The organism is Pseudodonghicola flavimaris, from assembly GCF_030164425.1.
In the GTDB taxonomy this organism is placed as follows: Bacteria; Pseudomonadota; Alphaproteobacteria; order Rhodobacterales; family Rhodobacteraceae; genus Pseudodonghicola; species Pseudodonghicola flavimaris.
The window spans coordinates 165,482-181,687 of sequence record NZ_JASNJD010000005.1 but is presented as its reverse complement, the minus strand read 5'-3'; the positions used below and the strand labels follow the sequence as shown (position 1 = coordinate 181,687).

Annotated in this window: 8 protein-coding genes and 1 tRNA gene; 7 read left to right on the top strand and 2 right to left on the bottom strand. The window is 66.2% G+C overall.

The genetic code is table 11. The features are described from left to right. The first annotated feature begins 3 nt into the window (after nucleotides 1–3). Together cobA and QO033_RS08885 are read left to right on the top strand one after the other, a co-directional pair. Nucleotides 4–903 (top strand): uroporphyrinogen-III C-methyltransferase, encoded by a 900-nt coding sequence (gene cobA, locus QO033_RS08890; protein ID WP_284480605.1) that lies wholly within the window; start codon nucleotides 4–6, stop codon nucleotides 901–903. Nucleotides 904–1,189: 286 nt separating this feature from the next. Continuing rightward, entirely contained in the window at nucleotides 1,190–6,409 is a 5,220-nt protein-coding gene (locus QO033_RS08885) for an Ig-like domain-containing protein (RefSeq protein WP_284480604.1), read from the top strand. Between the two features lie 290 nt (nucleotides 6,410–6,699). Here QO033_RS08885 and QO033_RS08880 read toward each other — a convergent pair. Then, a tRNA-Leu gene (locus QO033_RS08880) sits at nucleotides 6,700–6,786 on the bottom strand. 211 nt (nucleotides 6,787–6,997) lie between these two features. Here QO033_RS08880 and QO033_RS08875 point away from each other — a divergent pair. Beyond that, nucleotides 6,998–7,981 carry a complex I NDUFA9 subunit family protein gene (locus tag QO033_RS08875; RefSeq protein ID WP_284480603.1) on the top strand — a complete coding sequence of 328 codons (984 nt, stop codon included), beginning with the start codon at nucleotides 6,998–7,000 and terminating at the stop codon, nucleotides 7,979–7,981. A gap of 34 nt (nucleotides 7,982–8,015) precedes the next feature. Here QO033_RS08875 and QO033_RS08870 read toward each other — a convergent pair whose 3' ends face one another. After that, nucleotides 8,016–8,819: an undecaprenyl-diphosphate phosphatase gene (locus QO033_RS08870; RefSeq protein WP_284480602.1), complete on the bottom strand. Its 804-nt coding sequence runs from the start codon at nucleotides 8,817–8,819 to the stop codon at nucleotides 8,016–8,018. A gap of 228 nt (nucleotides 8,820–9,047) precedes the next feature. Here QO033_RS08870 and QO033_RS08865 point away from each other — a divergent pair, with 228 nt between their 5' ends. The 4 genes from QO033_RS08865 to gltB all read left to right on the top strand — a co-directional run bounded on the left by QO033_RS08865 (nucleotide 9,048) and on the right by gltB (nucleotide 16,147). After that, a complete protein-coding gene (locus QO033_RS08865; RefSeq protein WP_284480601.1) occupies nucleotides 9,048–10,487 on the top strand; it encodes an NAD(P)-dependent oxidoreductase in 1,440 nt (479 codons plus the stop codon). A 121-nt stretch (nucleotides 10,488–10,608) separates the two neighbouring features. Further along, nucleotides 10,609–11,049 (top strand): GFA family protein, encoded by a 441-nt coding sequence (locus QO033_RS08860; protein WP_284480600.1) that lies wholly within the window; start codon nucleotides 10,609–10,611, stop codon nucleotides 11,047–11,049. Beyond that, nucleotides 11,046–11,612 carry a DUF3916 domain-containing protein gene (locus QO033_RS08855; RefSeq protein ID WP_284480599.1) on the top strand — a complete coding sequence of 189 codons (567 nt, stop codon included), beginning with the start codon at nucleotides 11,046–11,048 and terminating at the stop codon, nucleotides 11,610–11,612. Before QO033_RS08860 ends, QO033_RS08855 begins: the two co-directional genes overlap by 4 nt. Further along, entirely contained in the window at nucleotides 11,612–16,147 is a 4,536-nt protein-coding gene (gene gltB, locus QO033_RS08850) for a glutamate synthase large subunit (protein ID WP_284480598.1), read from the top strand. Before QO033_RS08855 ends, gltB begins: the two co-directional genes overlap by 1 nt. Nucleotides 16,148–16,206 lie beyond the last annotated feature (59 nt).

Sequence of the window (16,206 nt, the reverse complement as noted above, 5' to 3'; positions counted from 1 at the left end):
CCGATGACCCGCGTTTCTCTGCCCTTCTCGACCCTGAGCGGCGAGCTCTCCGGTTTCGACCGTATCCTGAAGTTCCTGCGCCTGGGCGGAGGACCGGGGGCAGGGCGCCGGCCGAGCGGCCGGCCTGCGGGGTTCTCCCGGGGGCATATCGCGCTGGTGGGCGCCGGGCCGGGCGCCCGCGATCTGCTGACCCTGCGCGCGGTGGACCGGTTGCAGCAGGCCGATGTCGTCTTCTACGACCGGCTGGTCGATCCCGAGGTGCTGGAGCTGATCCCGCGGGGGGCAGAGCGGGTCTATGTCGGCAAGGTGGTGGGCGCCCATGCCTGGCCGCAGCCCCGGATCAACAATGCCATCGTCGCCGCGGCGCTGCGCGGGCAACGGGTGGTGCGGCTGAAATCCGGCGATCCCGGGGTCTTCGGGCGGGCCGCCGAAGAGATCGCAGCTGCCCATGCCGCCGGCATCGCGGTGGAGCTGGTGCCGGGCGTCACCGCCGCCTTCGCCACCGCCGCCCATGCCGGGATGTCGCTGACCGAACGCGGGGTGTCCGACACGCTGGTGCTGACCACCGGGATGAGCCGCGCCGGCGATCCGCTGCCCGACAGCCTGCGCCATGCCGGGCCCGGCACCACGCTCGCGCTCTATATGGCGGTGGGGCAGGCTGCGCGGCTGCGCGACGGGCTGATCGCCGCCGGCCTGCCGGCCGATGCGCCGGTGCGGATCGGGGTGGAGGTATCGAAGCCGACAGAGCGGCAGCTGACCTGCCCGCTCGGCGTACTGCCGGAGACCCTGGCGCAGGACGGGGTCAGGGGGATCGCGACCATTCTGGTGGTCTGGCCCAAGTCCGGCACCGGGCCGGTGCCGCAAACCGCGCTGGGGGGCGCGGCAGAGCGGCAGCCGGCCTGAGCGCCGCGGCAGGTCCGGCCCCCGTGGGGAGGGGACTGGCCTGCCGGGGTGCCGATACGGGGTCCCGGGCGCACTCGCCGGGACCCCGTGTCTGTTTCGGGTCGGCGCTGCCGTGAAACCGGGCAGCTTTGCATTCGCGCAACAGCCTCGCATCGAATTGATCCCGTCGCGGGCCTGTTGCGTATGGCCCGGACTGGTTTGCCTGTATGACCGGCGGCAACGGGTGGGGACGCCGGGCCGCCGGCCGGCAACACCGCAGGGCAGACGACATAAGGGCGACAGGCATATGGTAAGCGATCTGGGAGACTCCTACAGTTCCGCAATGGTTCTGGAGGTGGGCACCACCTATTCGGTGTCGTCTCTGGGGGAGGATCTGGGCGGCTGGTTCACCTTCTGGGCCGATTACAACTCGCTCTATACGATTGTCGTCACCACCACGGATGACACGCTGAAGACGGCGCTGGGGGTGCTCGACGTCGAATCCACCGCCTTCGCGCCCATCGGTGTCAGCTGGCCGGCGGGGGCGGTGACCTATCCCGGTGAAGGTGCTGTGCAGATCGCGGGGTATGACAGCGTCAATTCCGATTATTACACCCGCGTCACGCTCGAAACCGTGCAGGCGGACAGCCCGCTCACCCTGTTCTACGATCCGGCCGATCTGTCCGGCTGGTTCACCGGGATCGTCTGGGCGTTCGAGCCGTACTATGGCGCCAGGACCATCGATCCGGGTCAGACCTACAGCTATCAGCTGACGGTGGTCAAAGGCGACGGAACCGATTTCATCGTCGACGACTGGGGCGATACCGCCGCGACCGGCGGGCATTTCGACAAGGCGCCGACCGCGTCGCTGACCTCGCCCGATCAGGTGCTTTCCGGGGTGATCGAGACGCCGGACGACAAGGATGTCTTCAACATCACCCTGCGCGCCGGTTTCGTCTATGACATTCGTGTCGCCACTGCGGCGGGGGCGGATCCGCTCGATTACATCGACGTGGATGTGAATCTGGCCGATGGCATCTGGCTCAGCTCCGGGCATTACGAGCCGCTCGGCAGTTCCACCGGCGGCGGGGTCGCCACCGCGGGGCTGTCGCTGTCCTGGCAGGACAGCTGGACCCCGGGCGAAGAGGTCGATGTCACCATCACCGTGCAGGGCGCGGTGATCACCCCGATGACCGATGATCGCGATACCGGTGCCTATACCGTCTGGGTCGGCCCGGCGGACGATCATGGCGGCAACCGGCTGACCCCCGATGTGATCGAACGGCCCGGCAAGGCCAGCGGCTCTATCGACGATGCCGGAGAGGACGCCTCTGCCAACATCTTCGGAGAGGAGGACTGGTTCCGCATCGAGGGCGGCATCGTCGAGGGCTACACCTATGTCGCCACCGTCACCTCCCGGTCCGAGGGGCTGAGTTCGCTGCAGGTCTCGCTCTATAACGACGTGGGTGGTCTGGTGGTCACGCCGCATCGGGATTTCCTGATCTACAAGGCACCGGCGACCGAGATCGCCTTTCTGGCGGTGGAGGCGACCTTCGGCGGTCAGACCGGGGAGTACGATCTGGAGCTGGGCCAATACGCCGGCAAGGTGAAGATCTTCGACGGCGCGGCCGACAACACGGTGAGGGGAAGCGCCAAGGCGGATCTGCTGCTGCTGGGCGGCGGCGATGACGTGGCCAACGGTCGCGGCGGCGCCGATGAGATCGAAGGCGGCGCCGGCAGGGACCGCATCCTGGGCGGCGCCGGAAATGACGACCTGTCCGGCGATGGCGGCAACGACACGCTGAAGGGCGGTGCCGGTAACGACCGGCTGCTGGGCGGCGGCGGCCGCGACAAGCTAGTCGGGAATGCCGGCAAGGATGTGCTGTCTGGGGGTGCGGGGAACGACAAGCTCGACGGCGGCGGCAAGGCCGATATCCTGTCGGGTGGCGCCGGCGCGGACGAGCTGGCCGGCGGCAAGGGCGCGGATCGGCTGGACGGGGACGCCGGCAACGATCTGCTCGACGGTGGCGCCGGAGCCGATACGCTGTCGGGCGGGGCCGGGCGTGACAGGCTGCTGGGCGGCGCCGGCAACGACATCCTCGCCGGCGGTGCCGGAGCGGATGTGCTGCGCGGCGATGGCGGCGACGATCTCTTCATCTGGACCTCGGCCGAGGATGCGGGCAGCAGCGATTTGTTCCGTGGCGGCGCCGGTCAGGACACGCTGCGGCTGATCCTTGATGCCGGGATGGCGACGGACAGCCTGTTTCAGACCGAATTGGCCAGCTACCGGGCGCTTCTGGCCGAAGGCGGCGGCGATTTCACCTTCACCTCGCTGGGGCTGACGGTGAAGGAGATGGAGGCGATCCAGGTCCTGACCGGCAGCGGCCGGCTGGTGGCGACGCCGGATCAGGCCAGCATCGGCGAGAACGCCGACAGCCTGCGGCTGGCGGGCAACGTGCTGGACAATGACAGCGGCGCCGATCCACTCGCGGCGCTGAGGGTCACGGCGGTGGCCGGGGTCGCGGCGCAGGTCGGGGAAAGCGTGGCGGGCAGCTACGGCAGCTTTCTGATCCGCGCCGATGGCAGTTATCGCTATATCCTCGATCCCGAGGCGGCGGCGGTGCAGGCGCTGATCGACGGGCGCAGCCTGACCGATCGCATCAGCTACAGCGTGACCGATGGCGAGAGTTCGGCCACCACCACGCTTGCGGTGGAGATCGCAGGCGCCAACGATGCCCCGATCATCACGGCGACGACCCTGGCGGTCTCAGAGGCGGAGGGATCGGCGCGGGTGTTTCTGTCCACCCTGGCGCAGGATCCCGACAGCGACGATGATGGCAACAGCTTGAGCTATGTGCTGACCACGGTGCCGGAGGTGGGCAGCGTCGATCTGAGCTATGGCGCGCTGCGGTTCTATCCGGGCCGCGATTTCATCGATCTGGCCGAGGGCGAGACTCGCGATGTCAGCATCGGCATCGCCGCCACCGACCGCCATGGCGCCACTGGCGAAGGGGTGCTGACCGTGGAAGTGACCGGCCGCAACGATGCGCCGACGCTGACCACCGGGAGGCTGGCCGTGACCGAGGATGGCGCGCCGGTCACGCTGGATCTGAAGGCGCTGGGCGGCGACCCGGACAGCGACGACGATGGCAGCACGCTGAGCTATGCTCTGCGCTATGGCCCCTTCGGCAGCAGTTTCAGCATCACCGATGGGGTGCTGCGGCTCGATCCCGGGACCGCGTTCCAGTCCTATGCTGCCGGCGAGACCCGCAGCCTCAGCCTAGCGGTGGTGGTGACCGACAGCCACGGGGCGGAGACGACCGGCTCGGTGGAACTGGTGGTCAGCGGCAGCAACGACGCGCCGGAGTTCACCGATACCGTCATGGCCTTCCCCGGCCGCAGTGGCCGCACCAGCAAGATCGATCTGGCGGAACTGGCGCATGACATCGACAATGGCGATGCTGCCGGGCTGAGTTTTGCCGTTACCACGGCGCCGGGGACCGGCACCGCCTGGGTGGATGGCGATCAGCTCTACTACGACGCGACGGGCGATTTCACAGCCCTGACCGCGACGGAGACCCGCGACATCGTCATCGGGGTGACGGTCACCGACAGCTCCGGCGCCAGCGACAGCGGCACGGTGACGATCCCGATCTACGGCGTCAACGACGCGCCGGTGCTGGCCGATGGGGCGCTGACGGCGGTGGAGGACGGGGCAGAGGTGACGCTGGATCTCAGCACGCTGGCGAACGATCCGGACAGCGACGACGATGCCGGCAGCCTGATCTACGCGCTGAAGTGGTCGCCAGAGGGCACGGCCTGGGTCGACAGCGACGGCATCCTGCATTTCGACCCCGGCACCGGGTTCCAGGATCTGGCCGCCGGCGACAGCCGTGATGTCAGCCTCACGATCTCCGCGACCGACAGCCATGGCGCCCGCAGCGAAAGCACGGTGACGGTGACGGTGGCGGGGGCAGATGCCCCCTCTGCCTACGGGTTCGTGCTGAGAGGCGATGTGGCGGGTGGCTATGTCGGCGCCGCGGTCGCCGCCGCCGGCGACATCAACGGCGACGGGATCGACGATATCGCGCTCTACTCTCTGCGGCAGAGCGGCACCAATACGGCCAAGACCTTCGTTGTCTACGGCACAGGCGAGAATTCGGATACGGTCTATCTGGGAAATCTCAACAATGGCGTGTTCGGCGATATCAACGGGTTCGTTGTCGGCCGGATCGGCGTGTCGACCAATGTCGGCGCCGCCGTCTCCTCCATCGGCGATCTCAACGGCGACGGGATCGACGATCTGCTGATCGGGTCGCGGATGGCCGATACCGCCGGCGGCGACGATGCGGGCAAGGCCTATGTGATCTTCGGTTCTGCCGCGGGCTTTGCGCTCCCGCCCTCCGGCACCTCGCTCACCGGCGGCAACGGCTTTGTGATCGAGGGGCTGTCGGCGCGCGATCACCTGGGTGTTTCCGTTTCGGGTGGCGGCGATGTGAACGGCGACGGCATCGATGACCTGATCGTGGGTACCACCCCGGCCGAGGGGCTGGGATCGGCTGGCGAAAGCTATGTCATCTACGGCAGCACCGGCGGCTTCGATGCCACCTTCGATCCGGGTACGCTCGACGGGGTCAGCGGCACCCGGATCTTCGGGATCGACAATGACGATGTGGCGGGCCGGTCGGTGGCGATGGCCGGCGATGTCAACGGCGACGGCATCGACGATCTGTTGATCGGGGCGCCGCAGGCCGATCCCGCCACCGGCATCGACGCGGGCGAGGCCTATCTGGTCTATGGCGCTGCCGGCGGGCTGGGGGCGACACTGTCTCTCGCCACGCTGGACGGCAGCAACGGGGTGGTGTTCCGGGGGCTCGGCGCCGGCGATCACGCCGGCCTGTCGGTGGCTGCGGCGGGGGATGTGAACGGCGACGGCATCAATGATATCCTGATCGGCGCCCCGGATGCGACCGAGGGGTCCTATTACACCGGCGAAAACGCCTATGTGATCTTCGGTCGTGCCGGCGGGATCGACCCAGGTATCGCGCTCGACGCGCTGGACGGCAGCAACGGGGTCCTCCTCCGCGGCTCGGGCCTGGGGGATTACGCCGGCTTTGCCATCGCCTCCGCCGGGGATGTGAACGGCGATGGGATCGACGATCTGCTGATCGGGGCGGGACGGGCCAATCCGGACGGGCGCTATCGCGCCGGCGAGAGCTATGTCGTCTTCGGGTCGGACAGTGGATTCGGCCCCGAGATCGACTTGACCGCCCTGGACGGGAGCGACGGGTTCATCTTCCGTGGCGTCATGGCAGGCGATTCCAGCGGGTCCTCGGTCTCGACCGCGGGCGACCTGAACGGCGACGGCATCGCCGACCTTCTGATCGGCGCCAGCGGGGCCCGGCCGGAGGGGCTGTCGAACGCCGGAGAAAGCTATGTCGTCTACGGCGGCGCGGCGTCGCTGGCCGGTTTCGACGCGGCTGACGGCCTTGCGGATGGGGTGATCGAACTGTCGCTGCTGGGCTGATCCGGCGCCAGGCGGGCGATTCGACAGGAAGCCGGCCCCGCCTGAAGCCTGGCCCACCCCTCCCGCACCGTCTGAGAGCCTCTGGCGCGGCTTCTGGTCGCGCTCAGCGCCTGTTGCCTGCCCGCGACGCGGGCGCCATCCCCGGGCCGCTCAGGGCGCTCTGGTACGTGGTGGGGGCGGTGGCGTTTTCGCGGTCGCGACAGCGATGGCGGCAGCTTGGCACTGTGGTGGGCCGGAAAAGCAAAAGCCCTTGGAACCGAATGATTCCAAGGGCTTTTGAGCTAAGACATTGGTGCCCAGGAGAGGACTCGAACCTCCACGTCCATACGGACACTAGCACCTGAAGCTAGCGCGTCTACCAATTCCGCCACCTGGGCAGGTGTCGTGAGGCGGGTCTCTAAGGCTCTTCTCGGAGGGTGTCAAACGGAAAAAACACCGAAGCCCGAAAATTTCTGATTTTCTTTTTGGCAGCGAGGGCGAGAACCGGGCAGAACCGCGTGCCTGGCGGCGCTGTTGCGTTTTTCCGCCTTGTTCCTATGGGCTTGCAGAGGTAGACCCGGGGCCGAACCGATGAGCAGGAGCATTGCCATGTCGAAACTGGTCACCATCTACGGCGGATCGGGCTTTGTCGGACGTTACATCACGCAGCGCATGGCAAGAGCCGGTTGGCGCGTGCGGGTTGCTGTGCGCCGCCCGAATGAAGCGTTGTTCACCAAACCCTATGGCACCGTCGGCCAGGTCGAGCCGGTGCTCTGCAACGTGCGCGACGATGCCTCGGTCGCGGCGGCGATGCAGGGGGCCGATGCGGTGATCAACTGCGTCGGCATTCTGGCCAAGGCCGGAAAGAACACCTTCGATGCCATTCATGCCGAAGGGGCAGAGCGAATCGCGCGTCTGGCGGCGCAGTCCGGCATCGCCCGGATGGTGCATGTGTCGGCCATCGGCGCCGATCCGCAGTCCGACAGCGATTACGCCCGCACCAAGGGTGAAGGCGAAGCCGCAGTGCTGAAGCATATGCCGGACGCGGTGATCCTGCGCCCCTCGGTGATCTTCGGGCCGGAAGACGATTTCTTCAACCGCTTCGCCGGCATGACCCGGATGGGGCCGTTCCTGCCGATTGCCGGCGCCGCAACCCGGTTCCAGCCGGTCTTCGTCGACGATGTGGCCGCGGCTGCGCAACTGGGTGCGACCGGTCAGGCCGTCCCTGGGATCTACGAGCTGGGCGGGCCGCGTGTCGCCACCCTGCGTGAGCTGATGCAGACCATGCTGGACGTGACCTTCCGCCGCCGCATCGTGCTGGGGCTGCCGTTCTGGGCCGCCGGCCTGATCGCGCTGGGGCTGGACATCGTGCAGGGCGTCAGCCTGGGGCTGGTCAGCAACACCGTGGTGACCCGCGATCAGCTGCGCAACCTGCGCAAGGACAATGTCGTTTCCGAAGGTGCCAAGAGCTTTGCCGATCTGGGCATTTCGCCGATGACCATGGAAACCGTGCTGCCGGAATACCTCTGGCGCTTCCGCCCGAACGGTCAGTACGACGAAATGACCCGCTCGGCCGGCAAGCTCCGCTCCTGAGCCTTTTGCCTTCTGTCGTCGCCTGCGTCTGACTTCAGCTGTAGGCGACGACCAGCAGCACCACCCCCAGGATCACCCGGTAGATCACATAGGGGGTGAAGCTGACGCTGCGCAGCAACCGCATCATCAGAACCAGAGCGATCAGCGCCGAGACAAAGGCGAAGCCTGCGGCAATCGCACCGTCGCGGGCGGCGGCCATATCGGCATCGGCGGCGACCTCCGCCCCCAGCAGTACACCGGAGGCCGCAATCGTGGGGATCGACATCAGCATGGAGAGCCGCGCCGCCTCGGCCCGGGTATAGCCCAGCTTTCGGCCCGCGGTGATGGTGATCCCCGATCGCGAGGTTCCTGGAACCAGCGCCACCGCCTGCCACAGTCCCATGATCAGCGCGTCCTTGACGGTCCAGTCGTCGGTGCCCTTGAGGCTGGGGCCGGTCTGGTCGGCCCAATAGAGCACGATGCCGAAGATCAGCATGGTCCAGCCGATCACCGTGACCGAGCGCATCGCGTCGCTGAGACCGGTGAGGTTCAGGATCAGCCCGACGATCACCACCGGGATGGTGGCGATGATCAGGCCCAGCGACAGCCGCGCGCCCGGGGTATCGGCCTTGCCGCGCAGCAGCCGGGGCAGCCCGGCAAGACCTTCGGTGACATCGCGCCAGAAATAGACGGCCACCGCGCCCAGCGTGCCGACATGAACCGCGACATCGATGACCTGACCCTGATCCTGCAGGCCGGTCAGCCCCGGCAGGAGAATCAGGTGACCGGAGGAGGAGATCGGCAGGAACTCTGTAATCCCCTGAATCACGGCAATGAGGACGAGTTGGAGAATTGGCATGGGCAGAAGGTCCCGAGTCGCAAGGGAAGCGCAGGTTAAGGTATAAGTATTTGCCGGAAAAAGGAAAGTTCGCAATTAGGTCCGATTTGATACCTAATTTTACGACTTTGGCTGCGGCGTTCTGGTGGCTGCGGTCCAGAAAAATGAAAGTATGTCAGTATTGCTGACTTTTAATCCTGAACGGCTTCTCATATACGGGCGCAGCTAAGCTATCATGGAGTCCGAGCCGTGGCCAAACAACCGATGCTGAAATTCGTCCAGATCGACCGCGACATGCCGGAGAAGCGGGCCGCCGAGGACCGCAGGAAGGACTTCCACGAGATCTATGCCGAATTCGCCGCGGCCAAGGCGGAAGAGCAGGCCAGCCGCTGCAGCCAGTGCGGCGTGCCTTACTGCCAGGCGCATTGCCCGCTGTCGAACAACATCCCCGACTGGCTGCGCCTGACCGCGACCGGCCGGCTGGAAGAGGCCTATGGCATTTCGCAGGCCACCAATACCTTCCCCGAAATCTGCGGCCGCATCTGTCCGCAGGATCGTTTGTGCGAAGGTAATTGCGTGATCGAACAGTCCGGCCATGGCACCGTCACCATCGGCGCGGTGGAGAAATACATCACCGATACCGCCTGGGAAGAGGGCTGGGTCAAACCGATCTCCCCGGCAGAGGAGCGAAGCGAGAGCGTTGGCATCATCGGCGCCGGCCCCGGCGGGCTGGCAGCGGCCGACATGCTGCGCCGGGCCGGTATCCAGGTCACCGTCTACGACCGGTATGACCGCGCCGGCGGGTTGCTGACCTACGGCATTCCCGGCTTCAAGCTGGAAAAAGACGTGGTCATGCGCCGCAATGAGCTGCTGGCGGCCGGCGGTGTCAACTTCGTGATGAACTGCAATGTCGGCGAGGATATCTCCTTTGCCGAGCTGCGCGAGAAGCACGATGCGGTGATCATCGCCACTGGCGTTTACAAGTCCCGCGATCTGGAGCTGCCGAACGGCAGCGCCGGCGGCATCGTTCGTGCGCTGGACTTCCTCACCGCCTCTAACCGCAAGAGCTTCGGCGATGCGGTCGACGCCTATGACAACGGCACGCTCAACGCCGAAGGCAAGCGCGTGGTGGTGATCGGCGGCGGCGATACCGCGATGGATTGCCTGCGTACCTCGATCCGCGAAGGCGCGGTCAGCGTCAAATGTCTCTATCGCCGCGACAAGGCCAACATGCCCGGCTCGCAGCGCGAGGTGCAGAACGCCGAGGAAGAAGGCGTGATCTTCGAATGGCTGAGCGCGCCCAAAGGGTTCACCGAGACCGGCGGCAAGGTCGCGGGCGTCATGGTGCAGAAGATGCGTCTGGGCGCCCCGGATGCCAGCGGCCGTCAGTCGCCCGAGGTGATCGAAGGCGCCGATTACGTCGAAGAGGCCGATCTGGTGATCAAGGCGCTGGGGTTCGAGCCCGAGGACCTGCCCAAGCTCTGGGATACCGAGGGGCTGGAAGTGACCCGCTGGGGCACCGTGAAGGCTGAGTTCACCACCGGCGCCACCGCGCTGGACGGTGTCTATGCCGTCGGCGACATCGTCCGCGGGGCCTCTCTGGTGGTCTGGGCGATCCGCGATGGCCGCGATTGCGCCCAGGCGATCCTGGACCGGTTCGCCGCCCCGGCGGCGGTTGCGGCCGAATAAAAGCGAAGACCCCCGGGGGGCGCCCCCTCCCGGAGCGGGGACCGGACCCCGCCCAGTGCAGAGACGAAGGGTGCTGCGGCGATCCGGTCAGGTAAGCTGACCTAATCTTGGGACACCGGGAATGACGGATCGAAACGGACAATGCCTGTGCGGTGCGGTGAAAATCGCCGTGCGCGACGTGCCGCGCGATTTCGGCGCCTGCCATTGCAACATGTGCCGCCGCTGGACCGGATCGGCGCTGCTGGCGGTGACAGTGCCGGAGGCCACGGTGCGGTGGCAGGGCGAAGAGCATATCCGCCGCATCCAGTCCTCGCCCTGGGCCGAACGTGCCTGGTGCGACTGCTGCGGCACCGGTCTTTGGTACCGGGTCACCGCCGAGGGCCCGCACAAGGGGAATTACGAACTGCCGATCGGCCTGTTCGACGATGCCAACGGGATGCAGATGACCAGCGAAATCTACATCGACCTGAAGTCCGACGCCTTCGCCTATGCCGGCGAGCGCAAGCGGTATACCGAGGCCGAGACGCTGGCCCTGTTCGGGATCGAGGAGGGCGCCGAATGACCGTGACCGCGCTTGAAACCCGCCCCGATCCAGTGCTGCGGCAGCAGGAGGCCTTCCGGCAGGAGATGTCGCGGCTGGCCGGCTGGTTTCCCGCCCCCGACACCTGGCAGCAGGAACATCAATGCCTGCGGGTGCCGGTGGCGGCCGATCTGATCGCCCCGGGCCCGGAGACCGAAGCGTTTCGCCGCGAGGTGGTGCAGCGGCTGATCGACACCGCCGCCGCCATCGCAGCCGCCAAGCCCGAAGGCGCCGCCCATGGCCGGGTTGCCGCCGTGGTGGACTGGCCGATGCTGACCGGGTCCGAGCTCTGCGTCTTCTTCGATCGTGGCTATGAACGCAGTTTTGCCCCGGAGACAGACCGCAAGCATGGCCGCACCTACTGGCCCGGTGGCTGGGTCAGTTCGCAAGAGCCGGAGGCCAATCTCTTCGACCAGCTGGGCGTCACGCTGCCGGAGGGCTTCGCCCCCGCCGGCATCGCGCTCACCGAATACAGCAAAGATACCGATCACACCTACCGCTACGAACGCTGGGTGGCGATGGAAACCCTGGAAAGGATCGCCTGATGACCAAATATGATGAAAACTGGGTCCGCGCCGAGGAAGCCAAGCGCAAGTGGATGGCGGAAAACGGGCTCTATTCCGAGGAAGAGGAGCATTCCTCTTGTGGTGTGGGTCTCGTCGTTTCCATCGACGGGCAGAAAAGCCGCAAGGTGGTCGAGGCCGGGATCCAGGCGCTGAAGGCGATCTGGCACCGCGGCGCGGTCGATGCCGATGGCAAGACCGGCGACGGTGCCGGCATCCACGTGCAGATCCCGGTGCCCTTCTTCTACGACCAAATTCGTCGCACCGGTCACGAACCCCACGCCGGCCAGCTGATGGCAGTGGGCCAGGTGTTCCTGCCGCGGACCGATTTCGGCGCTCAGGAAACCTGCCGGACCATCGTGGAAACCGAAGTCCTGCGCATGGGCTACTACATCTACGGCTGGCGCCATGTGCCGGTGAACATCGGCGTGCTGGGCGAGAAGGCCAATGCCACCCGTCCGGAGATCGAGCAGATCATCCTGTCGAACTCCAAGGGCGTGGACGAGGAAACCTTCGAGCGTGAGCTCTATGTCATCCGCCGCCGGATCGAAAAGGCCGCCGCGGCGCAGGGCATCAGCGGGCTCTATATCGCATCGCTGTCCTGCCGCTCGGTGATCTACAAGGGCATGATGCTGGCCGAGCAGGTCGCGGAATTCTATCCCGACCTCAAGGACGAGCGGTTCGAGAGCGCCTTTGCGATCTATCACCAGCGGTATTCCACCAACACCTTCCCGCAGTGGTGGCTGGCGCAGCCGTTCCGCATGCTGGCGCATAACGGTGAAATCAACACGCTGAAGGGCAACATCAACTGGATGAAGAGCCATGAGATCCGCATGGCGTCTTCGACCTTTGGCGACATGGCCGACGACATCAAGCCGATCATCCCCGGCGGGTCCTCCGACTCCGCCGCGCTGGACGCGGTGTTCGAGGTCCTGGTGCGCGCCGGCCGCAAGGCGCCGATGGCCAAGACCATGCTGGTGCCGGAAAGCTGGTCGCAGCAGGCGGTGGAACTGCCCGAAGCCTGGCGCGACATGTATTCCTACTGCAACTCGGTCATGGAACCCTGGGACGGTCCCGCCGCCCTGGCGATGACCGATGGCCGCTGGGTCTGCGGCGGGCTCGACCGCAACGGTCTGCGCCCGATGCGCTATGTCGTGACCGGCGACGGTCTGCTGATCGCCGGCTCCGAGGCGGGCATGGTGCCCAGCGACGAAAAAACCGTGGTGGAAAAGGGCGCGCTCGGCCCCGGCCAGATGATCGCCGTCGACATGGAAGAGGGCCGTCTGTTCCACGACACCGAGATCAAGGACAAGCTGGCCGCCTCGCAGCCGTTCGGCGACTGGGTCAGCAAGATCAACGATCTGGATGCGGAGCTGGCGCGGGTCAGTGAAAAGCCGCTGTTCTCCGGGGCGGAGCTGCGTCAGCGGCAGATCGCCGCCGGCTATACCATCGAGGAGCTGGAGCAGATCCTGTCGCCGATGGCGGAGGACGGCAAGGAAGCGCTGGCCTCGATGGGCGATGACACGCCCTCTGCGGTGCTGTCGAAACAGTATCGCCCGCTCAGCCATTTCTTCCGGCAGAACTTCTCTCAGGTGACCAACCCGCCGATCGACAGCCTGCGCGAATATCGGGTGATGTCGCTGAAGACCCGGTTCGGCAACCTGAAGAACGTGCTGGACGAGGACAGCTCCCAGACCGAGATCATCGTTCTGGAAAGCCCCTTTGTCGGCAACACCCAATGGGCCGAGGTGGTGCGCCACTTCAACGCGCCGCTGGTGGAGATCGACTGTACCTTCACCCCGGGCCAGGAGGGCACGCTGCGCGATGAGCTGAAGCGGATCCGCGCCGAGGCCGAGGATGCGGTGCGCTCCGGTGCCGGCCACCTGGTGCTGACCGATCAGTATTCCGGTCCCGGCAAGGTCGGCATGCCGATGATCCTGGCCACCAGCGCGGTGCACAGCCATCTGATCCGCAAGGGTCTGCGGACCTTCTGTTCGCTGAACGTGCGATCCGCCGAATGTATCGACCCGCATTATTTCGCGGTGCTGATCGGCTGTGGCGCGACGGTGGTGAACCCCTATCTGGCCGAGGATTCGATTGCCGACCGCATCGACCGCGGCCTGCTGGACGGCACCCTGACCGAGAATATCGCGCGCTACCGCGCGGCGATCGATCAGGGCATGCTGAAGATCATGGCGAAGATGGGGATTTCGGTGATCTCCTCCTATCGCGGCGGTCTGAACTTCGAGGCGGTGGGCCTGAGCCGGGCCATGTGCGCGGAATATTTCCCGGGCATGACCAGCCGGATTTCCGGCATCGGCGTCAGCGGTATCCAGCACAAGGTGGAAGAGGTGCATGCCAAGGGCTGGGGCTCGAATTCCCAGGTGCTGCCGATCGGCGGCTTCTACAAGGCGCGCAAGTCGGGCGAGACCCACGCCTGGGATGCGCAGGGCATGCACATGCTGCAGATGGCCTGCAACCGGTCGTCCTATGAGATGTGGAAGCAGTATTCGGCCAAGATGCAGTCGAACCCGCCGATCCATCTGCGCGATCTGCTGGACATCAAGCCGCTGGGCAATGCGATCCCGCTGGAAGAGGTGGAGAGCATCACCGCCATCCGCAAGCGGTTCGTCACCCCGGGCATGTCGCTGGGCGCGCTGAGCCCGGAGGCACACAAGACGCTGAACGTCGCCATGAACCGGATCGGCGCCAAGTCGGATTCGGGCGAGGGTGGTGAGGATCCGGCGCATTTCGTGCCGGAGCCGAACGGCGACAACCCCTCGGCCAAGATCAAGCAGGTGGCGTCCGGGCGCTTCGGCGTCACCGCCGAGTATCTCAACCACTGCGAAGAGCTTGAGATCAAGGTGGCCCAGGGCGCGAAACCCGGCGAGGGCGGCCAGCTGCCCGGCATGAAGGTGACCGACCTGATCGCGCGTCTGCGGCATTCGACCAAGGGGGTGACGCTGATTTCGCCGCCGCCGCACCACGATATCTATTCGATCGAGGACCTGGCGCAGCTGATCTACGACCTCAAGCAGATCAACCCGCGCGCCAAGGTGACGGTGAAACTGGTGGCCTCCTCCGGCGTCGGCACCATCGCCGCCGGCGTGGCCAAGGCGAAGGCGGATATCATCCTGATCTCGGGCCACAACGGCGGCACCGGGGCCTCGCCCGCGACCTCGATCAAATATGCGGGTCTGCCGTGGGAGATGGGCCTGACCGAGGCGCATCAGGTGCTGGCGATGAACCACCTGCGCGACCGCGTCACGCTGCGCACCGACGGCGGGCTGCGCACCGGCCGTGATATCGTCATGGCGGCGATGATGGGGGCCGAGGAATTCGGCATCGGCACCGCCGCGCTGATCGCGATGGGCTGTATCATGGTGCGTCAGTGCCAGTCGAATACCTGCCCGGTGGGCGTCTGTACCCAGGATCCGCAGCTGCGCGACAAGTTCACCGGCTCCGCCGACAAGGTGGTCAACCTGATCACCTTCTACGCCCAGGAAGTGCGCGAGATCCTCGCCTCTATCGGGGCGCGGTCGCTGGACGAGGTGATCGGTCGCGCCGATTTGCTGACCCAGGTCAGCCGCGGCTCCGCGCATCTGGACGATCTCGACCTGAACCCGCTGCTGATCGCGGTCGATGGTGCGCATGAGATCGTCTACAACCGCGACAAGCCGCGCAACCTGGTGCCTGACACGCTGGACGCCGAGATCGTGCGCGATGCCGCCCGCTTCCTGAAGGACGGGGAAAAGATGCAGCTGTCCTATGCGGTGCAGAACACCCACCGGACCGTCGGCACCCGCACCTCCAGCCTGATCGTGCAGAACTTCGGCATGCGCAACGCGTTCCAGCCGGACCACCTGCATGTGAAGCTGCAGGGCTCTGCCGGTCAGTCGCTGGGTGCCTTCGCTGCCCCGGGGCTGAAGATCGAGGTCTCCGGCGATGCCAACGACTATGTCGGCAAGGGTCTGTCGGGCGGGACCATCGTGGTGCGTCCGCCGATGATGTCGCCGCTCAAGGCCGAGGAGAACACCATCATCGGCAACACCGTGCTCTATGGGGCGACCGATGGCTATCTCTTTGCCGCTGGCCGGGCCGGTGAGCGTTTTGGCGTGCGCAACTCCGGCGCCAAGGTGGTGATCGAGGGCTGCGGCTCCAACGGCTGTGAATACATGACCGGCGGTGTCGCGGTGATCCTCGGCGATATCGGCGCCAACTTCGGGGCCGGGATGACCGGTGGCATGGCCTATCTCTACGATCCGGAAGGCAAGGCCGAAACGCTGATGAACATGGAGACCCTGGTGACCTGCCCGGTGACCATGGATCACTGGGAGCATGAGCTGAAAGGGCTGATCGAACGCCACGCGGCTGAAACCTACAGCCGGCGCGCCGCCGACATCCTGCAGCACTGGGAACTGGAGAAAGCCAATTTCGTCCAGGTCTGCCCGAAAGAGATGCTGCAGCACCTGCCGGTGCCGCTGAGCCGCGAGGTCGAGGCGGTGCCGGCGGAATAAGCCGCGCCCTCTTGTCGGAAACGAAGAAGGCCCCGCCGATCCGGCGGGGCCTTTTGCAA

What these genes read in the sequence shown, in the direction of transcription:
- cobA (WP_284480605.1), top strand. Translation starts at nt 4, where the DNA reads ATGACCCGCGTTTCTCTGCCCTTCTCGACCCTGAGCGGCGAGCTCTCC.
- QO033_RS08885 (WP_284480604.1), top strand. Translation starts at nt 1,190, where the DNA reads ATGGTAAGCGATCTGGGAGACTCCTACAGTTCCGCAATGGTTCTGGAG.
- QO033_RS08855 (WP_284480599.1), top strand. Translation starts at nt 11,046, where the DNA reads ATGACCGTGACCGCGCTTGAAACCCGCCCCGATCCAGTGCTGCGGCAG.
- QO033_RS08875 (WP_284480603.1), top strand. Translation starts at nt 6,998, where the DNA reads ATGTCGAAACTGGTCACCATCTACGGCGGATCGGGCTTTGTCGGACGT.
- gltB (WP_284480598.1), top strand. Translation starts at nt 11,612, where the DNA reads ATGACCAAATATGATGAAAACTGGGTCCGCGCCGAGGAAGCCAAGCGC.
- QO033_RS08870 (WP_284480602.1), bottom strand. Translation starts at nt 8,819, where the DNA reads ATGCCAATTCTCCAACTCGTCCTCATTGCCGTGATTCAGGGGATTACA.
- QO033_RS08860 (WP_284480600.1), top strand. Translation starts at nt 10,609, where the DNA reads ATGACGGATCGAAACGGACAATGCCTGTGCGGTGCGGTGAAAATCGCC.